The organism is Streptomyces javensis (assembly GCF_039525925.1).
GTDB lineage: Bacteria > Actinomycetota > Actinomycetes > Streptomycetales > Streptomycetaceae > Streptomyces > Streptomyces asiaticus.
In genome coordinates, this window is the sequence record NZ_BAAAIF010000002.1 from 13,421 (window position 1) to 33,313 (window position 19,893).

The 19,893-nt window shown below is 71.7% G+C and carries 20 protein-coding genes; 11 read left to right on the forward strand and 9 right to left on the reverse strand.

All coding sequences use genetic code 11. The features are described from left to right. Nucleotides 1-29: 29 nt before the first annotated feature. Nucleotides 30-1,205 (forward strand): damage-control phosphatase ARMT1 family protein, encoded by a 1,176-nt coding sequence (locus ABD329_RS02675; RefSeq protein ID WP_198279372.1) that lies wholly within the window; start codon nt 30-32, stop codon nt 1,203-1,205. Between the two features lie 74 nt (nt 1,206-1,279). Here ABD329_RS02675 and ABD329_RS02680 read toward each other — a convergent pair whose 3' ends face one another. From ABD329_RS02680 to ABD329_RS02695, 4 genes are all read right to left on the reverse strand, one after another. Next, nucleotides 1,280-1,522, reverse strand: a complete 243-nt coding sequence (locus tag ABD329_RS02680) for a hypothetical protein (RefSeq protein WP_198279373.1) — start codon at nt 1,520-1,522, stop codon at nt 1,280-1,282. Nucleotides 1,523-1,730: 208 nt separating this feature from the next. Beyond that, complete coding sequence (locus tag ABD329_RS02685) at nt 1,731-2,006, reverse strand: hypothetical protein (protein ID WP_246618761.1); 276 nt, start codon at nt 2,004-2,006, stop codon at nt 1,731-1,733. Between the two features lie 213 nt (nt 2,007-2,219). Beyond that, nucleotides 2,220-2,477: a hypothetical protein gene (locus tag ABD329_RS02690; RefSeq protein ID WP_198279374.1), complete on the reverse strand. Its 258-nt coding sequence runs from the start codon at nt 2,475-2,477 to the stop codon at nt 2,220-2,222. Nucleotides 2,478-2,601: 124 nt separating this feature from the next. After that, on the reverse strand, nt 2,602-3,429 hold the full coding sequence (locus tag ABD329_RS02695) for a hypothetical protein (protein WP_198279375.1): 828 nt from the start codon (nt 3,427-3,429) through the stop codon (nt 2,602-2,604). 561 nt (nt 3,430-3,990) lie between these two features. On the opposite strand from ABD329_RS02695, the gene ABD329_RS02700 reads away from it, so the two are divergent. After that, entirely contained in the window at nt 3,991-4,659 is a 669-nt protein-coding gene (locus tag ABD329_RS02700; RefSeq protein WP_198279376.1) for a pentapeptide repeat-containing protein, read from the forward strand. Nucleotides 4,660-4,696: 37 nt separating this feature from the next. On the opposite strand, the gene ABD329_RS02705 is transcribed toward ABD329_RS02700, so the two are convergent. The 3 genes from ABD329_RS02705 to ABD329_RS02715 all read right to left on the reverse strand — a co-directional run bounded on the left by ABD329_RS02705 (nt 4,697) and on the right by ABD329_RS02715 (nt 6,968). After that, on the reverse strand, nt 4,697-5,467 hold the full coding sequence (locus ABD329_RS02705; protein ID WP_198279384.1) for an ArsR/SmtB family transcription factor: 771 nt from the start codon (nt 5,465-5,467) through the stop codon (nt 4,697-4,699). 87 nt (nt 5,468-5,554) lie between these two features. Further along, complete coding sequence (locus ABD329_RS02710; protein WP_198279377.1) at nt 5,555-6,061, reverse strand: mycothiol transferase; 507 nt, start codon at nt 6,059-6,061, stop codon at nt 5,555-5,557. An 85-nt stretch (nt 6,062-6,146) separates the two neighbouring features. Beyond that, nucleotides 6,147-6,968: a maleylpyruvate isomerase family mycothiol-dependent enzyme gene (locus ABD329_RS02715; RefSeq protein ID WP_198279378.1), complete on the reverse strand. Its 822-nt coding sequence runs from the start codon at nt 6,966-6,968 to the stop codon at nt 6,147-6,149. A 209-nt stretch (nt 6,969-7,177) separates the two neighbouring features. Between ABD329_RS02715 and ABD329_RS02720 the strand changes: the two genes are divergently transcribed. The 6 genes from ABD329_RS02720 to ABD329_RS02745 all read left to right on the forward strand — a co-directional run bounded on the left by ABD329_RS02720 (nt 7,178) and on the right by ABD329_RS02745 (nt 13,090). Next, complete coding sequence (locus ABD329_RS02720) at nt 7,178-7,909, forward strand: dienelactone hydrolase family protein (RefSeq protein WP_198279379.1); 732 nt, start codon at nt 7,178-7,180, stop codon at nt 7,907-7,909. A gap of 29 nt (nt 7,910-7,938) precedes the next feature. Beyond that, complete coding sequence (locus tag ABD329_RS02725) at nt 7,939-8,922, forward strand: ABC transporter substrate-binding protein (protein ID WP_198279380.1); 984 nt, start codon at nt 7,939-7,941, stop codon at nt 8,920-8,922. Beyond that, the gene (locus ABD329_RS02730) at nt 8,919-9,728 is read left to right on the forward strand and encodes an ABC transporter permease (RefSeq protein ID WP_198279381.1); all 810 of its coding nucleotides are present in this window, start codon (nt 8,919-8,921) and stop codon (nt 9,726-9,728) included. The genes ABD329_RS02725 and ABD329_RS02730 overlap by 4 nt, the downstream gene beginning before the upstream one ends. Continuing rightward, on the forward strand, nt 9,725-10,549 hold the full coding sequence (locus ABD329_RS02735; RefSeq protein ID WP_198279382.1) for an ABC transporter permease: 825 nt from the start codon (nt 9,725-9,727) through the stop codon (nt 10,547-10,549). The genes ABD329_RS02730 and ABD329_RS02735 overlap by 4 nt, the downstream gene beginning before the upstream one ends. 122 nt (nt 10,550-10,671) lie before the next feature. After that, nucleotides 10,672-12,306, forward strand: coding sequence for a benzoylformate decarboxylase (gene mdlC / locus ABD329_RS02740; RefSeq protein WP_344315862.1), 1,635 nt, complete (start codon nt 10,672-10,674; stop codon nt 12,304-12,306). Between the two features lie 7 nt (nt 12,307-12,313). Next, a complete protein-coding gene (locus ABD329_RS02745; protein WP_198279462.1) occupies nt 12,314-13,090 on the forward strand; it encodes an ABC transporter ATP-binding protein in 777 nt (258 codons plus the stop codon). Here the strand turns inward: ABD329_RS02745 and ABD329_RS02750 are convergent. Then, on the reverse strand, nt 13,087-15,780 hold the full coding sequence (locus ABD329_RS02750) for a carbohydrate-binding protein (RefSeq protein ID WP_198279461.1): 2,694 nt from the start codon (nt 15,778-15,780) through the stop codon (nt 13,087-13,089). The genes ABD329_RS02745 and ABD329_RS02750 overlap by 4 nt on opposite strands. 366 nt (nt 15,781-16,146) lie before the next feature. On the opposite strand from ABD329_RS02750, the gene ABD329_RS02755 reads away from it, so the two are divergent. Next, nucleotides 16,147-16,518: an HAD-IA family hydrolase gene (locus tag ABD329_RS02755; protein ID WP_309142832.1), complete on the forward strand. Its 372-nt coding sequence runs from the start codon at nt 16,147-16,149 to the stop codon at nt 16,516-16,518. 16 nt (nt 16,519-16,534) lie between these two features. Here ABD329_RS02755 and ABD329_RS02760 read toward each other — a convergent pair whose 3' ends face one another. Next, entirely contained in the window at nt 16,535-17,344 is an 810-nt protein-coding gene (locus ABD329_RS02760) for a DeoR/GlpR family DNA-binding transcription regulator (protein WP_198279460.1), read from the reverse strand. Nucleotides 17,345-17,513: 169 nt separating this feature from the next. Between ABD329_RS02760 and ABD329_RS02765 the strand changes: the two genes are divergently transcribed. Next, entirely contained in the window at nt 17,514-18,854 is a 1,341-nt protein-coding gene (locus ABD329_RS02765) for an ABC transporter substrate-binding protein (RefSeq protein WP_198279459.1), read from the forward strand. After that, complete coding sequence (locus ABD329_RS02770) at nt 18,854-19,891, forward strand: carbohydrate ABC transporter permease (RefSeq protein WP_246618773.1); 1,038 nt, start codon at nt 18,854-18,856, stop codon at nt 19,889-19,891. Before ABD329_RS02765 ends, ABD329_RS02770 begins: the two co-directional genes overlap by 1 nt. The last annotated feature ends 2 nt before the right edge of the window (nt 19,892-19,893 follow it).

The following is a 19,893-nucleotide window of genomic DNA, read 5'->3' on the forward strand; positions in this document are numbered from 1 at the left end:
CCACCCCGCGGTGTGCGACCCTGGCTGCCATGTCCGACACCGTCGACGCGCCCGTGATCCGCAGCGATGAGCCCGGATCGTTCGCCCGGAGTGTGCTGGCCGAGCGCCATCCCGCACTGATCGAGAAGGTGCGCGGCGCCTTCCCGTACGGCCCCGGGCAGCACCGCGCCCTCGACGCGCTGCGCGACAACGCCGCCGAGGGCACCATCGCCCCGCTCCCGCCCACCGCGTACGACCACGACCGGTGGGCGGTATGGGGCCGGGAGCACTTCGGCCGGTCCTGGTTCGACGTCCCGTTCCTGTGGGCGGAGAGCTACTTCTACCGTCGGCTCCTGGAGGCCGTGGGCTACTTCGCGGACGGCCCCTGGCGGGGCGTCGACCCGTTCCGCCCCTTCAAACAGGCCGAGCTGGACACCCCCGGGACCGAGGCCGAACTGGCCACGCTCGACGACATCCTGCGCGGGCCCGCCGGGGAGCAGGCGGACGCGCTGGTGCACGGCTCACTCTGGGGCAACCGCGCGGACCTGGGCTTCCGCATCTCCTCATCGGCCGCGGACGCGCCCGGCGCCGACACCCCGCCGCTGGTCGCGGACGACTCGGCGGCGCTGTGGTCGCTGCTGCCCGTCGGCTCCCCGGCCACGCTGTGCGTGGTGGCGGACAACGCCGGGCGGGAGCTGCTCCCCGACCTCGTCCTCATCGACCATGTGCTCCACCACGGGCGCGCCGAGCGGGTGGTGCTCCAGGTCAAGCCGTATCCGTACTACGTCTCCGACGCCACCACCGAGGATGTCGTCGACTGTCTGCGCCGTCTGGTGCGGGCGGAGGGCGCCGCGGCCGCGACCGGCGGACGGCTGTGGGCCGCCATGGGCGACGGGCGGCTCACGGTGCGGGCGCACGACTTCTTCCGCGCCCCGCTGCCGTACGAGGAGATGCCCGGCGATCTGCGGAGCGAGTTCGCCGGAGCCACGCTCACCGTCATGAAGGGCGATCTGAACTACCGCCGCCTCGTCGGCGACCGGCTGTGGCCCCCGACCACCTCCTTCGCCGACCGCACCGGGTACTTCCCCGGCCCGGTGGCCGCGCTGCGCACCCTGAAGTCGGACGTCATCGTCGGGCTCGACGAGCGGACCGTGACCGCGCTGGACGCGCACGAGGACCACTGGCGCACCAGCGGCGCCCATGCGCTGATCCAGGTACGGCGGTGAGGCACGCGCTCCCCTCAACCCGGAGGGCCGGGGGGAGCGCGGTGGGCCGGTGACCGTGGTCGTCGGTCCCTGTGTCAGCCGCCGATGTAGTTGATGCAGTTGCTGCCGATGTTCATCTCACCGCTCGGGCCGACGCCGCCGGTGGAGGCAGTGGTGCCGGTGGCGGTGTCGCAGTCGTTGCTCTGGAAGATGAAGCTGGACAGGTTGACGGTGGTGGGAACGTCGGAGCCGCCGTTGGCGGCCGCGGTGCCGGTGCCGAGGAGCGCAAGGGCGCCTGCGGTCGCGGCCAGCAGGGCGGCCTTCTTCGCGATCTGCATGGATTCCTCCGTGTCGGGTGACGGAACGAATAAATCTGACGGTCTGATTTAACGAAGGAAGCTCGGGAGAAGTCGGGTAAGCGCACCGGGGAGTGACCCGTTCGGCGTACCAGGCCATCGGGCCGGAACGGGCGCGCTCCCCCCGAACCGGTGGGCCGGGGGGAGCGCGGTGGGCCGGTGACCGTGGTCGTCGGCCGCTGTTCCTGCGTCAGCCGCCGATGATGTTGGCGCAGGTGCTGCCGATCTTCATATCGCCCGTCGGACCGGCGACGGCGGTGGAGAGGGTGGTGCCGGTGGCGGTGTCGCAGTCGTTGCTCTGGAAGATGAAGCTGCTGACGTCGAAGCTGGTGGGGGTGGTGGAGCTTCTGTCGGAGCCGCCGTAGCCGTTGGCGGCCGCGGTGCCGGTGCCGAGGAGCGCAAGGGCGCCTGCGGTCGCGGCCAGCAGGGCGGCCTTCTTGGCGATCTGCATGGATTCCTCCGTCATGAGACGCAGTACGAAATAACTGACAATCAGATTTAAAGAACGGAAGGCCGCAAAAGTCAGGTAAGCGCACCGGAGAGTGACCCGTCCAGCGCACGATTCGCCTCTCGGTCATCTCGGATGGCGGCATCGAAAGAGACGCGCTCTCCTCACCGCTGCGAGGGTGAGGAGAGCGCGCTGGTTCGGCGACGCTTGTCGCCGGGGTTCCCCAATTGGTTACCCGATGGTGTTGAGGCAGGTGCTGCCGATCTTGATGTCACCACTCGGGCCGACGCCGCCGGTGGAGGCGGTGGTGCCGGTGGCGGTGTCGCAGTCGTTGCTCTGGAAGATGAAGTTGGAGAGGTTGACACTGGTGGGAACGTCGGCGTTCCGGTCGGAGCCGCCGTAGCCGTTGGCGGCTGCGGTGCCGGTGCCGAGGAGCGCCAGGGTCCCGGCGGTGGCGGCCAGCAGGGCGGCCTTCTTCGCGATGTGCATGGTTTCCTCCGTGTCGGGTCGCAGAGTGAGACATCTGATGATCAGATTTAACGGAGGAATGCCGGAGAAATCGGGCAAGCGCACCGGAGATTGGCTCGTCCGGCGTACGCCATCCCCTCCGATGTCAGTTGAGGCGGATACCCACGGAGTAGGCCGTGATCGTGCTCGGGTCGGACACATGGTGGTCCTTGGCGGCCGCGCTGTAGCTCGGCGTCTGTGTGGTGGCCGGTTCGAGCTTCCAGAGCAGATTGCCGCTGCCCCGGTAGTGCACCTCCGCGCCACCACCGGTCAGCGCGAAACCGGGCTCCACGGACGCCACGGCGGCCGGGTGCGGGGACTGGCCGGAGTCGGCCCGGGTGAAGCTGTTGGACACGAAGCCCACCGGAAGGAAGCGCCGGAGGCCGATGGCGAACACCCGTAGGTTGGCGGGGTCCGACACCAGGTGGTCCTTCGACCGGGCCTTCCAGGAGGTCTCGGTCGCGGGGAAGGAGGCGGTGGCGAGATTGCCGCCGCCGTGCCAGTCCACCCGGAACCCGCCGCCGACGAGGACGTACTCGTCCGACGATGGAAGGCCCGCCTCGGCCTCCGGATGCGGGGCCACCCCGCTGTCCGCACGCGATACGTACACCGACCGCAGCAGCTGGTCCCGGCTCATCCCGGCGATCTTCAGACCGATGACATACGAGACCAGCTCATGCGCCTGCGCGTCGATGTGGTCCTTCGAGCTGACGGTCCAGCCCGACAGGTCGTCCGTGGGGTATGACGCCGTCAGCAACGCCCCATTGGGGTATTCCGCCGCGGTGGCCCCGCCGCCGATGGCGATCATGTCACCGTCGCCGACCAGGACCGTCTCGTCGATCCAGTGCTGCTGAGGGGGATTGCCCCGGTGCGAGAAGACCGAGACGGTCACCAGGCCCGAAGCGTCCTTGAAGGTGTTGAGCCGCGTCCCCACCGGGCTCAGCACCCTTCTCGGCTGCCGCGCCCCTCTTGGCCGCCGCGCCGCCGGCGTGGCGGCGGCGGTCGTGACCCCGCCACTCACCGCTCCCACGGCGGCCGCGCCCGCCACGGCCGTAGCCGCCCTCAACATGTCCCTTCGGCTGCGCATCACCCGCGTCGACCTGCCTTCCGTCGTCCATTTGCCTGACCCGGCGTCAGGGCGAGCAGAAAGCTAGCCCGTCACCGAACACAGGGATATTCCCCGAAATGACGGATTGACAGTGCATTGCGCCGTGGGCTAGCGGATCGTGGCCGGCTCCCGGCTCGGCCGCTACCTGGAAGGAACCCCTCCGGTGCGGGTGGCGCCCCGGGCCCGGAGGCCGCGCCCGGGGCGGTCGAGGAGGGTGGCAGGGCGGCAGGTTGTCCTGTTCGGTGCGGTTGAACGACACGCCACTCGGCCAATCTTCCATTCACGGCGGTCGGCGGTGGTCCCGGCCACGGTCTCGGCGGGGTTGTCGGTCCCGGATGGCAGTATCGGCCTCGTACGCCGCCCGCCCCCGGAAAGTGAGCCCTCGTAATGGTGCCGTCCCCCCGTGAACTCGCCGATCTGCCCTTCGCGGACCATCTGCGGCCGTTCGAGGGGGGCTTGGCGGAAGGGGGCGACTACGACACCGTCCACCTGGACGGCGCCGCCTTCGACGGGGTCGTGTGTGACCACGCCCGGTTCCTCGAGTCCGCGTTCTCCTCGGTGACCTTCACCGGGGGCCGTGGCCGTGGGGCCCGGTTCAATGAGGTGTGGCTGGACGGGGTGCGATGGGTGGGCGCCGACCTGGCGGACACCGACTGGCTGGACGGCGAGCTGGGCGGCTGTGTGCTGGCCGGGCTCGAGATGTTCTCCGCGCGGCTGCACCGGGTGACCTTCCACCGGTGCAAGCTGGAATCGGTGAACCTCCGCACCGCCACGCTGCGGAACGTCACCTTCGTGGACTGTTTGCTGCGCGATGTGGACCTCGGTGGCGCGGGGCTGACGGAGGTGGCGTTCCCGGGGTCGGCGCTGGAGGGTGTGCGGTTCGGCAAGGCGCGGATGGCGAAGGTCGACCTGCGGGGGGCCACCCGGCTGGAGATCGCCGACGGCTATGACGCGCTGGGCGGCGCCACCATCGGCAGCGGTCAGTTGATGGAGCTCGCGCCGATGCTCGCCGACGCCCTGGGGATCGCGGTACGGGACGGTGGGGCCGCGCGGTGAGGCGCGGTGAGCCCCCACGTCCCGCGGTGGCCGGGGTTCACTGAGGGATCAGCCAGGGCCGCTGCGGCAGCGGGCTCCCCGTCTCGATCAGCGACTTCAGATTGGACAGCACCGCGGCCCAGCCACCGGCCGCCGCGGTCCGCTCGGCCTCGTCGGCCAGGTTCTCATGGGTCACGGTCAGCCGGACGATGTCGCCGTGCGGCTGGATGTCGAAGGTGACCCGGGAGGGCTCGGCGGTGGCATCGGCGTCGGGCGCGGCCCAGGTGGTCACCAGCCGGGTGGGCGGTGAGCTCTCCACCACCGTGCCGACGACATCGGCGGCGCCGGAGCCGTCCGTCCGCCGATGCTCCCACGGGGAGCCGACCCGCCAGTCCGACACATTGCTGTGGCCCCAGTACTCGGCCGTGAGATCGGCGTCGGTCAGCGCGTGCCAGACCTTCTCCGGTGTGCTCTCGATATAGATGACGTACACGAACGCCGGCTTGTCGGCCATCGCTTCCTCGGCTCTCTCGGCTTGTTGTTTCACCCGGCTCAGCGCACGCAGCCGCGGGCGCTCGAACTTGTCGATCCACCGCTCCTGGATCTCATTGAGGGGGACGGGGTTGAGGTAGTGGAGTTTTTCGCGGCCCCGCCGCACCGTGCTGACCAGATTGGCCGCCTCGAGAACGGCCAGATGCTGGGTCGCCGACTGGCGGGTCATCTCCAGCCGCCGGCACAGCTCGCCCAGCGTCTGGCCGTTGTGCTCATGCAGCCGGTCCAGCAGATACCGCCGGGTCTGGTCGGCCAGTGCCTTGAAGACCTTGTCCATCTCTGAGCTCACACCGAACGTTATGCAGGTGATTACCTGCATGTCAATGCGGGCGGTGCGAGGGCCCCCGCTCCCGGTGTTTTCGCGCTATCGCCTGCGGACCGCGCCGCGGATGAACGCCGCCTGTCCGACGTGCTGGAGATCGTCCGCGACCACGCTGACCAGCCGGACGCCGAGGGTCACCGCCGGGGTCCACCGCTCGTCCACGATCCGGTCGAGATCGGAGTCGCGCAGGCCGCGCACGAACGCCAGGGTGTTCTCGTGGACGGCGTCGTAGTACCCGATGAGCAGCTCGGCGTCCGCCCGCACCGCCGCCACGTCCTTGCTCCGGTGGCCGTAGCCGGTGGCCTCGGGCGGGAACGGCAGACCGAACCGCTCGGCCCAGCCCTCGGACGTCCACAACTGCTCGGTGCCCGCGGCGTCGGCGATGTGGTCGTCCTGGACCCGGGTCAGATGCCACACCAGCCAGGCGATCGAATTGGCCCCGCTGTCGAGCCGTACGGCCAACTCGTCCTCCGAGAGCCCGTCCACGGCCGACCGCACCTCCTCGCGTACCCGCTCGAAGGCGTCGGCCAGCAGATCGGCGCTGTTCATTCGCGGCTCCCTCGCTCGTGGTCGGCTCCGGCCATGGTCGCACCCCGCGGCCCCGGCCGCGGGGTGCCGACTCGCCGGACGCGGTTCACACCGGCGGGACGAGGGTGAAGTAGCGGTCGAGCACCGCCTGGTCGCCGGTCACCTTGTCGAGCCGGTCCGCGGGCAGCCGCTGCCAGAGGAACAGCATCAGGTCCGACGCGGTCCCGGCCAGCTCGACATCGTGGGACGCCCCTTCGGTGTCCTCGTCCGCGGCGTCGGCGGTGAGCCGTACGTCGGCGCCGTCGAAGCGGACCGTCCACAGGTCCGGCCCGTCGGTCCGGCGGAACCGGAAGCGCTCGCCCGCCCCGGGCGGGGCCTCCCGCCACGCCCGCCGGGCCGGGGCCATCACCTCGAAGGTCTGGGCCACGGCGTCCACCGCGAGGTCGGGCTCGATCGGCCGGGCCCGCCCGCCGACCGCCCGCTCGGCGTCCCAGCGGTGCAGGGCCGCCTCGATGGTCTGCATCCGCAGCCAGAAACCCGCGGTTCGCTCCGCCGACCACGTCCACACCGCGAGCCCCGGGTCCTCGCTCCGGAACAGCGCCTCGAGCCGCGCGGCCCCCTCGGCGAACCAGTCGACGAGGCTCACCGGCACCGGGCCGTGATGCGGCCCGCCGGTGGGCGCCGGCCAGCCCTCGCGGTCCTCGGGAAGCTCGAAGAGGGTGGCGTCCGTGAGGTCCGGCTGCCGGTCGAGCCGCTCCCGGATGACGCGGGCGACCAGGCGATGCACCCCGCCCAGGTGCAGCACCAGATCCGACATCGTCCAGTCGGGGCAGGAGGGGATCAGCGGCGCGTCCGCCCCGTCGGCGGCGCCACGGGCCGCCTGCTCGAACGCCACGATCTCACGGTGGAAATGGGCCGAATAGTCCATGGGCCGCACTCTGCCAGGTGGCGAGCGCCGCTGCCATACACCGCCCGGCCACTCGGTACGGCTTCGCTGACGGCAGACCGAATCGGCCCCCGGCGAAGCCGCACGGCCCCGGCGCGCCGCCGCTGTTAGCTTCCCCCCAACCCCCGAGGCGAATCCCCGAGGCGAATCCCCGAGGCGAATCCCCAAGACGAAGGAGACGGAGCGCGGCGATGGTGACGACCAGACGCATCGAATACCCCGTGGACGGCACCACCATGGTGGGCCATCTGGCCCTGCCCGGAGGCACCGACCGGCGCCCCGCGGTGCTGATCGCCCATGAGGGCCCCGGCATCACCGACCACCAGCGCGAGCGCGCCGACCGGCTCGCCGAACTCGGCTATGTGGCCTTCGCCCTCGACTACCACGGCGGCGGACGGTTCATCGAGGACCGCGAGGAGATGTTCGCCCGGATCGACGAACTGCTCGCCGACCCTGACCGCATGCGCGCCCTCACCGGAGCCGGGCTCGCGGTGCTGACCGCCGAACCCCGGACCGACGCCTCGCGGCTCGCCGCCATCGGCTACTGCCTGGGCGGCACCATGGCCCTCGAACTCGCCCGGAGCGGCGCGGACCTCAAGGCCGTCGTCGGCTTCCACCCCGGCCTGACGAGCACCCGGCCCGAGGACGCCGCCAACATCACCGGAAAGGTCCTGGTCTGTGTGGGGTCCGAGGACCCGTTCAGCCCGGTCGAGCAGCGCCTGGCCTTCGAGGAGGAGATGCGGGCCGCCGGAGTGGACTGGCGCATGCACCTCCACGGCGGCGCCCTGCACAGCTTCACCCACCCCGGCCTCGAACCCGACCCCGTGGCCCGCCCGGGGATCGGCTATCACCGGCCCTCCGCCGAACGCGCCTGGCGCGCCATGCTCGACCTGTTCGACGAGGTCTTCCCGACCATGGTGTGAACAGCGCACGACCCCTATCGTGAAATGCCATGAGAGACCAACTGCGCTTACCCCCGGCAAAGTTGGCCGCGGGCGCCACGGTCACCGCCGTGCTGCTCGCCGGATGCGGCGGCTCCGACGAGGAGTCCGGCGCCGGGGGCGGGCCGGAGAAGAAGACCATCACGGTGGCCGGACTGCCGCTCGCCGACGTGGCCGCCCTGCACATCGCCATGGACCGCGAACTCTTCGAGAAGGAAGGGCTGAACGTCCGCGTCCAGCCGGTCCAGCAGAGCGTCCAGGCGCTGCCCGCGCTCGCCCACGGCCAGGTGGACGTCATCGGCGGCGCCAACTTCGTGACGTTCCTCCAGGCCCGCGAGAAGGGCACCCTGGCCACCCGGGTGCTGGCCGAGGGCGCGCGCAACGCCCCGCACATGATGGACGTGCTGGTGCCCGCCGACTCCACGATCAAGGAACCGCGGGACCTCGCGGGCAAGAAGGTCGCGGTCAACATCCTCAACAACATCCAGTCGCTCACCCTCAACGCCACCCTCGGCAAGGCCGGGATCGGCCGACCCGAGTACCGGCAGGTGCCGTTCCCGCAGATGGGCTCGGTGCTGGAGCGGGGCCAGGTGGACGCCGTGCACGCCGCCGAGCCCTTCGCCACCGCGCTCAAGCGCGAGCTGAAGGCCCGTACGGTGGTCGACGGCAACGCGGCACCCGTCGCCGGACTGCCGCTCAGCGGCTATGTCACCACCGACACCTTCGTCGACAAGTACCCCAAGACCGCCGCCGCCTTCCAGCGCGCCATCTCCGCCGCCCAGGCCGTGGCCGCCAAGGACCGCGGCGCCGTGGAGAAGGCGCTGCCCGGCTATACGAAGATCAAGCCGGCGGAGGCCGCCGCCATCGGGCTGCCGGACTACCCGGCCACCTCCAGCGCCGCCCAGCTGAAGCGGCTCATCTCCCTGATGCGCACGCAGAAGCTGCTCACCAAGGACCTCGACCCCGCCGCCGTCCTGTACCAGCCCACCAGGTGAGCCCCGCGACGGCCGGACGGAAGCGCACCGGGCGGGCCAGGGACGCGCTGCTCGGCGCCGTCGGCGTGCTGGTGGCCTTCGCCGCGTGCGAGGCCCTGGGCCGGTCCGGGATGGTGCGCAGCACCTTTCTGCCACCCGCCTCCGAGGTGCTGGTACGGGCCGTCGAACTCGGCGGCGACACCACCTTCCTGAACGGCGTCGGCGCCACCCTCGGCGCCTGGGCCACCGGGCTCGCCCTCGCCTGCGCCCTCGCGATCCCCCTCGGGCTGCTGCTGGGCAGTGTGCCGGCGGCCGCGCAGGCCACGCGGGTGCTGATCGAATTCCTGCGCCCGGTGCCGTCGGTGGCCCTGATCCCCCTGGTGTCGCTGCTGCTCGGCGCCGGCAGCGGGACCACGGTCGCCCTCGTCACCTACGCGTGTGTCTGGCCGGTGCTGTTCAACACCGTCTACGGGCTCGGCGAGACCGATCCGCTGGCCAAGGACACGCTGCGCGCCTTCGGCTTCGGGCGGCTCGCCGTCCTGCTGAGAGCCGGTCTGCCCTCGGCCGCCCCGTTCATCGCCGCCGGGGTGCGCATCGCGGCGGCCACCGCCCTGATCCTCGCCGTGGCCAGCGAGATCCTCGCCGGATTCGGCGAGGGGCTCGGCACCTTCATCGCCCAGGCGGGCATGGCCACCGACGGCACCCGCGATGTGCTGGCCGGAGTGGTGTGGGCGGGAGCGCTCGGCCTCGTCATCAATCTGGCGCTCACCGCGGTCGAACGGCGGCTGTTCCCCTGGGCACCCGAGCACCGCGGGAGCCGCGTATGACCGCGCCTGCCGCCCCGCCCGGCGCCGCACGGCGGCTGCCCCGGACCCTCGCGCTGCGGCTCGGCGTCCCGGTGCTGGCGGTGGTGCTGTGGCAACTCGCCGCGCGGGCCCGCGGCAGCGTGTTCTTCCCGACCCCCGCCCGGATCGTCGAGCACGGCTATCACCTGTGGTTCTCCGGCCCCGCCGAACGGGCGTTCCTCACCGACGCGGCCGTCCGCGATCTGCTGCCCAGCCTCGGCCGGGTGCTCGCCGGATTCGCCCTCGCCGCCGCCGGTGGCATCGTGCTGGGGCTCGCCCTGGGCCGCTCGCGCACCGTGTACGCGCTGTGCGATCCGGTGCTCCAGTTCGCCCGCGCCGTGCCCCCGCCCGCGCTGGTGCCCGTCTTCGTCGTGGTCTTCGACCTCGGCACGCCGATGCAGCTGGCCTCCATCGTCTTCGGCGCCATCTGGCCCGTACTGATCAACACGGCCGAGGGGGTACGCGGCATCGACCCGCTGCGGCTGGACGTCGCCGCCACCGTACGGATGCGCCCCGCCGAGCGGATCGTGCTGCTGTATCTGCCCGCCGCGCTTCCGCGCGTCTTCGCCGGGCTGCGGCTGAGCCTGTCGCTCTCGCTCATCCTGATGGTGTTCTCGGAGCTGCTGCCCGGCACCGCCGACGGCATAGGCTTCTCGCTCACCGATGCGCAGACCCGCTCCGATCTGCTCACGGTGTGGGCGGTGATGGTGCTGCTCGGCGCGCTCGGGCATCTGCTCAACAGCGCGCTGCTCGCCGTCGAGCGCCTGGCTCTCGGCAGACACCGCGCGGCGCACCGCACCTGACCACTCGGCGGCGCACCGCACCTGACCACCCGTAAGGCCGCACCTGACCACCCGCAAGCAGGACACGCCCCATCCAGCACACGCAGGACACGCCCCCCACACCCAGCAGAGGAGGTGGCCCCATGGCCGAGCCCACCGCCCACCCCCCGACCACCACGGTCCGCGAGGCGGTACTGGCACTGTGCCGCGCCACCGGGATGACGACCGTCTTCGGCAACCCCGGCTCCACCGAACTGAGGATGTTCCGCGACTGGCCCGAGGACTTCCGTTATGTGCTCGGCCTGCACGAGTCCACCGCCGTCGCCATGGCCGCGGGCCACGCCCTGGGCACCGGGCGGGCGACGCTGGTCAGCCTGCACTCCGCCGGGGGAGTGGGCCACTCCCTGGGCGCGGTGTTCAACGCCTACCGGGACCGGGTGCCGGTGGTGATCATCGCGGGGCAGCAGTCCCGTGCGCTGCTGCCGCTGCGGCCCTTCCTCGGCGCCGACGAACCGGCCCGGTTCCCGCGCCCGTATGTGAAGTTCAGCAGGCAGCCGGAGCGCGCCGCCGATGTGCCGGCCGCGCTCGCCGAGGCCCACCGCGTCGCCATGAGCCACCCCCGGGGCCCGGTCTTCCTCTCCGTACCGGAGGACGACTGGGACCGCCCCGCCGAGCCGGTCGCCCCGCGCACCGTCCACGGCGGCTACACCGCCGACCCCGCCGCGCTCACCGGCCTCGCCCGAGCGCTCGATGCCTCGGCGCGCCCCGCGCTGGTCGTCGGGCCGGGCGTGGACGACGAGCGCGCCGTGCGGGAAGTGGCCGGACTGGCCGAGCGGCTGCGGGCCGCGGTGTGGATCAGCCCGCTCTCCGGACGCTCCGGCTTCGATGAACGCCACCCGCTCTTCCAGGGCTTTCTGCCGCCCGTCGCCGACCAGTTGGCGGAGCGGCTGGCCGCCCACGATGTGGTGGTAGCGCTCGGCGCTCCGCTGTTCACCTACCACGTGCACAGCGAGGCCCCGCCGCTCGCCCGCGGCACCGAGCTGTACCACCTCGACTGCGACCCCGCGCAGGCCGCGTGGCTCCCGGTGGGCACCAGCATCGTCACCACCCTCCGCCCCGCCCTGCGCGCCCTCACCGATCTCGTCCGCCCCGCCGACCGGGCCGCGCCACCGCCACGGCCCGCGCCCGAGCCGCTGCCGGCCACTTCGGCGGGGGAGATCTCACCCGAGCTGGTGATGGACCTGCTGCGCGAGCGGCTGCCCCGGGACACCGTGCTGGTCGAGGAGACCCCCAGCCACCGCGACGCCCTCCACGCCCGCCTCCCCATCAGCGGCGAGGGCCGCTTCCTCACCACCGGCAGCGGCGCGCTGGGCTGGGGGCTGCCGCTCGCGGTCGGCCGCGCCCTCGCGGACGGCGAACGGGTGGTGTGCGTCGTCGGTGACGGCTCGGCGCTCTACTCGGTGCAGGCCCTGTGGACCGCGGCCCGGCACCGCGCCCCGGTGAGCTACGTCCTGCTCGACAACGGCGGCTACAGCGCGGTCAAGGCGCTGGGCCACCGCATCGGCATCGCACCCGTGCCGGGCACCGACATCGGCGGCATCGACTTCGCCGCGCTCGCCGGGTCCTTCGGCTGCCCGGCCGAACGGGTGGAGCACCCCGACCACCTCTCCAAGGCCCTCGACCGGGCCCTCGCCCTCGGCCGTGCCGACGGCCCGCTGCTGCTCCAGGTACGGGTCCCCGCCGACGACTCCCCGGCGTACGAGCCCTGGGCCCGGTGAGGCGCACATGCTGCGGATCGACCGGCTCAGCCATCGCTACGGCGACGGCCCCGATGTGCTCCACGACATCGAACTCACCGTCCCCGATGGACAGTTACTCACCCTCGTCGGCCCATCCGGCTGTGGCAAGTCCACCCTGCTGCGCTGTGTCGCGGGGCTCCTGCGCCCCTCCGCCGGGCGGATCACCCTGGACGGGGAGGTGGTGGACGGCGTCCCGGACCGGCTCGGAGTGGTCTTCCAGGACTACAGCCGCTCACTCTTCCCCTGGCTCACGGTGCGGGAGAACGTCGCCCTTCCGCTGCGGCGGCGCGGACTGCCCCGCGCGGAACGGCATGCGGCGGCGGTGGCCATGCTGGAGCAGGTGGGCCTGGCCGACGCCGCCCGCCGCCACCCCTGGCAGCTGTCGGGCGGCATGCAGCAGCGTGTCGCGCTCGCCCGCGCGCTGGCCGCCCGGCCCGCGCTGCTGCTGATGGACGAGCCGTTCGGCGCGCTGGACGCCCAGACCCGGGAGGACCTGGAGGACCTGCTGCTGCGGCTGCACCGGGCAGAGGGGATGACGATTCTGCTGGTCACCCATGACATCGACGAGAGCGTCTATGTGGCGGACCGGGTGGTGGTGCTGGCTCCGGGACCGGGCCGGGTGCGGGCGGACCTGCCGGTGGCGCTGCCCGCCGAACGCGACCAGATCGCCACCCGGGGACTGCCGGAGTTCATCGCGCTGCGGACGGAGGTGGGGCGCGCGGTACGCCAGGGCGCCGCCACGTCCCCACCTCCTCAGGGCTAACGCAGCGTCAGCCAGTCCACGGCGGCCACCCGGTGGCCGCCCGTGGCGACGAGATAGACATCATGGGAGCCGGTCACCGTGCGGGGGAGCCGCACCGAACGCTCCCGCCACTCGTCCGTGCCACCGGTTCCGCGCACCGGAAGCGTGGCCGCCACCGGCCCTTCGGGTGAGTCCAGGCGCAGCCGGAGGGCGCAGTCCCCGCAGCCGCCGGACGCCAGCCGCACCGTCAGCGTGTCCGCTCCCGTGCCGAACCGCACGCCCCGGAAGCCGATCGCGTCCCCCGTTCCGAGGACGGAGGTGGCCGCCTCGCCACGCTCGACGCCCCGGACCACCTCGGCGCGCTCCGCCTGAAGGGTGGCGGCAGCGTCGGGGCCGTCGGCGTAGAGCCGGATCTCGTTCACCGCCCAGGGGTTCTCGCCCGGTTGCGTCAGCTCGATCCGCAGATAGCGGGCGGTGCGCTGCTCGAAGACCGCGTCCTGGGTGAAGGAGCGGCCGCCGACCCGGGCCACCGGCGTCCCCCAGTGCTCACCGTCGCGGCTGACGGAGACGGTGAAGCCATAGGGGTGTCCGGTGGCGTCAAGCCCCGCGTCGATCGCCAGTCGGCCGAAGGTCTTCGCGGTGCCCAGATCCACGGTGAGGGACTGACCGGCGGCCTGGGGAGCGTCCGCCTTCCACTGGGTGGTCTGCACCCCGTCCACGGCGGCCGAGGCATCGGCGCCACCGGAGGCGGTCGCCTTCCAGCCGTCGTTGCGGACCCGGGTCTCACAGCCCGCCAGCCGGCAGCCGGACGACCAGATGGGCTCGCCGTACTCGTACGCGCCCTGGTCCGGCCCGTCGCCCCGGACCTCGCCGGTCACCCCGTCGACCTGCTCGCCCGCGTCGATGGCGGGGGAGTCCGCGCGCGGCCACAGCTCGCCGTTGCGCGCGTCGGTGTAGCGCGGATCGGTGGGCGGCAGCAGATTGCTCCGTACGACGGGGGCGGGGTCACCGGGGCCGGAGACCTCCATCGGGTTGAGCGCCGCGTCGTTGCTGACGTACGTCCCGGTGGCGTCGGTGGCGCCGCTCAGCCGGACGGCGGCGGTGGAAATCCCCGTGCCGTACGAGGAGTTGTGGTCGCGGTTGCCGAGGCTGACACTGCTGTGGCCGTTGAAGAAGGTGCCGCGGGTGCCGGTGTTGTATGCCACGTTGTGGTGCAGCAGGAAGTTGCCGGAGGAGTTGTCGATGTAGTAACCCACCTGGCCGTCCGCGTCATGCACGGTGTTGTGGTCGACGCTGGTGCCCTTGGCGTCCAGGTTGCAGCACACGTAGAACGGGCTGCCGTCACGTGAGGTGCGCATCGCCTCGGAGAGGTCGTTGTAGGCGATCCGGTTGTCGTGGAAGGGCACGCCGTTCAGCTGCCAGGCGGTGTCGATGCTCGCCCGGCCGGTGCGGCGGACGGTGTTGTGGGTGACGGTCTGGCCGCTGCCGTTGATCTCGATACCGGGGGTGTAGCTGCCCATCCAGCCCACGTCGTGGATGTAGTTGCCGGTGACGGTGTTGCCGCTGCCGCGCAGCAGCACACCCGTGCCCGCGGAGTAGCCGATGTCGCTGTCGCGCAGGGTGTTGCCGTGGCCGAGGATCTGGACACCGGAGTTCAGCACCCGTGAGGCGACGATATGGCCCTCGCCGGGCGGGATGGCCAGCTCGTCGTCGCGTGGCATGGGGAGCGTGGAGAACTCCGAGATGTAGCGGGCCCGGACCCCCTCGACGAGCACACCGGTGCTGTCCGTGCCGGTGCGCAGCGAGGTGCCCCACAGTTCGAGGCCGCGCACGGTGACATGGGAGCTGCGCGAGAGGTCCACGCCCCAGCCCTCGTACTTCGCGGTCACGGTGTGGCCCGTGACACCGCCCTTGGGCGGGACCAGATAGAGACGGTGCGCGTCCTTGTCGTAGTACCACTCACCGGGCTGGTCCAGGGTGGCCTTGGCGCCGACCAGGTAGTAGTTGCGGTAGTTCTGGTCGCCCATGCACAGCGGGGTGCAGCGGTAGTTGCCGCCCTTGAAGTCGAGGGCGCCGTCCGAGGTGGCGGTCACCGTGCCGGTCTGCTGGCTCCATGGGTTGGAACCGGCCCACAGATGGACGGTGGCGCCGGTGAAGTCGCCGTCCGGCAGATCCGGGTCGTCGATGTGCTGATCGGTGGAGGAGCGCTCGGCCACCGCCCAGGACGGATTGAGCGGATCGGGGCCCGAGTTGGGCCAGCGGCCCTCCATGGCACGCTCGCCGTCCAGGAACAGCGCGTTCTCGCTGCGGTCGAGCGGGAGGTCCACATCGGCGGCCACCAGACCGCCGCCCGCGTCCTTCCACCCGGTCACCGCCCGCGTCCCGTCGACGGTGACCGGCCCGTCCCCGTACGCGGCCAGGGTGACCGGGGCGTCGGCGCGGCCCGAGGGCGGGGCGACCCGCTCGCGGTAGTTCCCCCGGTGGATCAGACAGGTGTCCCCGGGCCCGACCTGCTCGGTGCAGCGGGCGATGGTGCGGAACGGATGGCGCGAGCTGCCGCTGTCGTGGTCGGAGCCCCAGGTGGCGACGTGATACGTACGCCCCTGCTGCCCCTGCCCGCCCTGCGCCGTCGCGGTGCCCGGCAATGCCGCGGTGAAGACGGCCGTCGCCGCGGCGAGGGCCAGGGATATGCGCCTGAGCGTGGATCTCATCTACCGCCTCCAGTGTTCAGGGTCGACCGAAACCTAGGAGAAACATCGGATGAGGTCAACGGATGGAGGCGAATTCAGGGGCAGAATTGCAAAGATTCCCTGAGACAGATCCGATGTCTCTTTCTGTCCGTGATGCCATCGTGGCCTCGGCGAACGGGTGGTCCGAACCCAGTGAACCCTGTGAGGTGGAGTACATGCGCCAGGTAGTGACCTTCGACGCCTATGGCACCCTCGTCGACTTCGAACTCGTCCCGGCGACCCTCAAGACGCTCCAGGACCGGCTCGATCTGGACGGGTTGGACGTCGACAAGTTCCTCGACAACTTCCGGGTGATGCGCTTCCAGGCCGTTCTGGAGGCATACCGCGGTGCCGGACGCGCTGCGGGCCCTGAAGTCCCGCTACGAGATCGCCATCATCTCCAACACCAACGACGATCTGATCGCCCGGAACATCGAGCGCATCGGCGTGGACTTCGACCATGTGATCACGGCCCAGCAGGCGGGTGCGTACAAGCCGTCCCGGGAGGCTTTCACCTACGCGCACAAAACCATCGGCGTCGACCCGTCCCAGGTCATCCACGCCGCCCAGGGCTGGGAGTACGACCTGATCCCCACCCGCGACCTGGGTCTTGCCCGCCGGGTGTGGATCAACCGGTTCGGCCGCCGGGGCAGCACCGCCTATCAGCCCTACGACGAGCTGCCCGACCTGTCAGGCCTGCCCGCCCTGCTCGGCGTGTGAGCAATCCACCGCGTGGTCAGCCGTCCTCGGGGAGGTACGGGCCGGCGAGCGTGACGCCGGCCCGGTCCAGGGCGTGGGCCAGCTCATCGCCCGGCGGCTGCTCGCTGACCAGTACGTCGATGCGGCTGAGCGGGCAGATCAGGGCCAGTGCCCGGCGCTCGAACTTGGCCGAGTCCGCCAGCACCACGACCCGGGACGCGGAGTCCATCATCTCCTGGATCATCTGGGCCTCCGGGATGTTGGACACCGAGAGGCCCGAGGCGCTCACCCCGCCCACCGCGATGAGGGCGGTGTCCGCGCTCACCCCGGCGGTGTCGGGGAAGCGGATCGGGCCGATGGTGACCAGCGCGGTGGCCCGGCAGCCGCCGCCGAGGACGAACAGATCGCGCAGGGCCTGAACCGGGACCATCCCCGGCACCCGCAGATTGTTGGTGACGATCGTCAGCCCCCGGTGGCCGCCGAGCGCGGCCACCGCCGAGAGCACCGTGGTGCCGCCGTTGACCAGCAGCGTCTCGTTGTCCCGCACCAGGCGCGCGGCGGCGGCTCCGATGCTCTCCTTGGCCTCCCGGCGCTCGTTCATCCGGTCGGCCACCGGGCTGTCGGCCGTGGCCAGTTCACCCCCGGGTACGGCCCCGCCGTGGGTGCGCGCCACCAGGCCGCGCGCCGCCAGATGGTCCAGATCCCGTCGCACGGTGTCGACCGAGACGGCGAACTCCTTCGCCAGCTCCGCGATGGTGGCCTGGCCGCGCTGCTGGATGAAGGCGGTGAGGTCGGCGCGGCGGCGCGCGGGCAGGTTCGCCGCCCGGGTGCCCTCTGCTGACGTCATCGTGTGGTCCCCCTTCTCGACGCTGCGTAACACCGCAGATTCTTGCACCTTACCGCAAGAAGCCGCAGCACGACCCTTGACCGGGGGAGGGTGCCGCCGTGACTTGCAGCAAAGAGCCGCATAAACCAGCGCAGCTTTGTACGCCTTTCTGCGCGTCAATGGAGTCGCCGTGGAGCCGCACCACCCACCCATACGCCCCGAGCCGCCCTGGACCCGCCGCCGGGTCGTCACCGCCGCCGCCACCGCCCTCGGCGGTCTCGCCGCCACCCCCGCGCTCACCGCCTGCGGGGGTGATGAGCCCGGCCGGAGCGTCGCCAAAGGCGGTGGCAGCAGAAGAGAACTCACCTTCGCCTGTGCGGCGTTCACCGGTGGCGCGGCCGGTATGCAGTCGTTCGCCGACCGCTACAACGCCACCCAGACCCGCTATCGGGTCACCGTGCGCAATCTGCCGCCACCCAGCTCCAGCACCGAATGCCACCAGCAGCTCACCCAGCTGCTGGCGCGCGAGGACGGCACGGTCGACGTCTTCGCCCAGGACGTGGTGTGGATCGCCGAACTGGCCGAGGCGGGCTGGGTGCACCCGCTGGACAGCGATGTCTCCGCGGCGCTGCGGCGCTCCTTCTTCCCCGGCCTGGTCGAGGCGTGCACCTATCGGGACCGTCTCGTCGCCCTGCCCTGGTACGTGGACGCGGGCGGCCTCTACTACCGCACCGACCTGATGCGCGCGCTCGGCCGCAGGCCGCCGACCGACTGGTACGAACTGGCCGACCTCGCGGCCGAGATGGAGCACCGCCGGGTGCCCATGGGCTATCTGTGGCAGGCCAAGCAGGCCGAGATCCTCCTGTGCGACCTGGTGGAGTTCATCGCCTCCAACCGCGGCCACATCATCGACCCCTCGGGCGCGGTGCGCGTGGACAGCCCCGCATGCGTCGAGGCCGTCCAGTTCATGCGCGACCTGGTGTACCGCTACAAGGTCAGCCCGTCCGAGGTGTTCTCGTGGGACGAGGAGCCCAGCCGCCGCCCCTTCACCGCGGGCCGGGTCGGGATGATGCGGCACTGGAGCTATGTCTACGGCGTCTCCCAGAACCCGGACCAGTCCAAGGTCGTCGGCAAGGTCGACGTCGCCCCGCTGCCCAGCTTCCCCGGCGGCACGTCCTCCTCCTGCCTCGGCGGCTATCAGCTCGGCGTCGCGGCGGGATCCCGCAACAAGGAAGGTGCCATGGACTTCCTGCACTGGCTCGCCGGCACCGAGGCACAGCTCGCCTTCGCGCTCGACTTCGGCAACGCCCCCTCCCGCGCCTCGGTCTACGGCGAGAAGAAGCTGGCCGAGGGCCAGCCCGCGATGGTCAAGCTGAAGGAGGCGTTCGGCAACGGCGTGCCCCGCCCCGTCACCCCGCACTACTCCCGGGTCGGCCTCGCCCTCCAGTCCGCGGTCTCCCGCGCGCTGGTCCACGGCGATGTGCGCGCCACCCTCCGCTCCGCCCGGCGCGATCTGGAGGCGATCGTCTGATGGGCCACCTCGCCTTCTTCCACAGAACGCCCGGACACCCCCCGCTGCGCGGCAAGCACCGCGCACCCTCGCTGGAGCAGCCGCGGCTCACGCCCGGTGAGGGCGCCCCGCGCCGCCGCGGCGCCCTGCGCCGCCGCGCACCCGGGCGCGAGTCCTCGTCCGCGGGCCCGCGCCTGGTGGGCATCGTCCTGCTGGCCCCCGCGCTCGCCGCCGTCCTCGCCGTCTCCCTCTACCCGGTGCTGCGCACCCTGTGGCTGTCCCTGCACGACGCGGGGTTCGCCACCGGATCGCGCTTCACCGGCACCGCCAATCCGTCCCGGCTGCTCGGCGACGACCTGTTCTGGAACGCCTGGTGGCGCACGGTGGCCTTCGCCTTCGGCACCACGCTCGTGGAGACCGCGCTCGGCATCGGCTTCGCCCTCGTGCTGCACCAGTCCTTCCGCGGCCGAGGCTGGGCCCGTGCCGCCGTGCTCATCCCGTGGGCCATCCCCACCGTCGTCACCTCGCGCATGTTCGGCTGGATCTTCGACGGGCAGTCCGGCGTCGCCAACTACCTGCTGACCCGCCTCCATCTGACCGACGGCTACATCAACTTCCTCGGCGACCCGCACACCGCGCTGCCCACCATCGGGCTCGCCGACGTCTGGAAGACCACCCCGTTCATGGCGCTGCTGGTGCTCGCCGCGCTCCAGACCGTGCCGAGGGAGCTGGGCGAGTCCGCGAAGATCGACGGCGCCTCGCCCTGGTGCACCTTCCGCTGTGTCACCCTGCCGGTGATCGCGCCCGCCCTGCTGATCGCCGCGCTCATCCGCGTCCTCGACGCCTTCCGGGTCTTCGACCTGCCGTACGTCCTCACCGGCGGCGGACCCGCGGACTCCACCGAGACCCTGTCCACCTTCGGCTACAAGACCCTCTTCTCCGGGCTCGAACTGGGCTACGGCTCGATGATCGCCACCGCCGCGTTCATCACCGAGGTGCTCATCGCCGCGGGCTTCGCCTACTACCTGAGCCGGCGCTACCGCGCCCTGGAGGGCTGAGC

Excerpts from the sequence above, each read along its gene's own strand:
- ABD329_RS02675 (WP_198279372.1), top strand. The coding sequence starts at position 30 with ATGTCCGACACCGTCGACGCGCCCGTGATCCGCAGCGATGAGCCCGGA.
- ABD329_RS02680 (WP_198279373.1), bottom strand. The coding sequence starts at position 1,522 with ATGCAGATCGCGAAGAAGGCCGCCCTGCTGGCCGCGACCGCAGGCGCC.
- ABD329_RS02685 (WP_246618761.1), bottom strand. The coding sequence starts at position 2,006 with ATGACGGAGGAATCCATGCAGATCGCCAAGAAGGCCGCCCTGCTGGCC.
- ABD329_RS02690 (WP_198279374.1), bottom strand. The coding sequence starts at position 2,477 with ATGCACATCGCGAAGAAGGCCGCCCTGCTGGCCGCCACCGCCGGGACC.
- ABD329_RS02700 (WP_198279376.1), top strand. The coding sequence starts at position 3,991 with ATGGTGCCGTCCCCCCGTGAACTCGCCGATCTGCCCTTCGCGGACCAT.
- ABD329_RS02705 (WP_198279384.1), bottom strand. The coding sequence starts at position 5,467 with ATGGACAAGGTCTTCAAGGCACTGGCCGACCAGACCCGGCGGTATCTG.
- ABD329_RS02710 (WP_198279377.1), bottom strand. The coding sequence starts at position 6,061 with ATGAACAGCGCCGATCTGCTGGCCGACGCCTTCGAGCGGGTACGCGAG.
- ABD329_RS02715 (WP_198279378.1), bottom strand. The coding sequence starts at position 6,968 with ATGGACTATTCGGCCCATTTCCACCGTGAGATCGTGGCGTTCGAGCAG.
- ABD329_RS02720 (WP_198279379.1), top strand. The coding sequence starts at position 7,178 with ATGGTGACGACCAGACGCATCGAATACCCCGTGGACGGCACCACCATG.
- ABD329_RS02725 (WP_198279380.1), top strand. The coding sequence starts at position 7,939 with ATGAGAGACCAACTGCGCTTACCCCCGGCAAAGTTGGCCGCGGGCGCC.
- ABD329_RS02735 (WP_198279382.1), top strand. The coding sequence starts at position 9,725 with ATGACCGCGCCTGCCGCCCCGCCCGGCGCCGCACGGCGGCTGCCCCGG.
- mdlC (WP_344315862.1), top strand. The coding sequence starts at position 10,672 with ATGGCCGAGCCCACCGCCCACCCCCCGACCACCACGGTCCGCGAGGCG.
- ABD329_RS02745 (WP_198279462.1), top strand. The coding sequence starts at position 12,314 with ATGCTGCGGATCGACCGGCTCAGCCATCGCTACGGCGACGGCCCCGAT.
- ABD329_RS02750 (WP_198279461.1), bottom strand. The coding sequence starts at position 15,780 with ATGAGATCCACGCTCAGGCGCATATCCCTGGCCCTCGCCGCGGCGACG.
- ABD329_RS02760 (WP_198279460.1), bottom strand. The coding sequence starts at position 17,344 with ATGACGTCAGCAGAGGGCACCCGGGCGGCGAACCTGCCCGCGCGCCGC.
- ABD329_RS02770 (WP_246618773.1), top strand. The coding sequence starts at position 18,854 with ATGGGCCACCTCGCCTTCTTCCACAGAACGCCCGGACACCCCCCGCTG.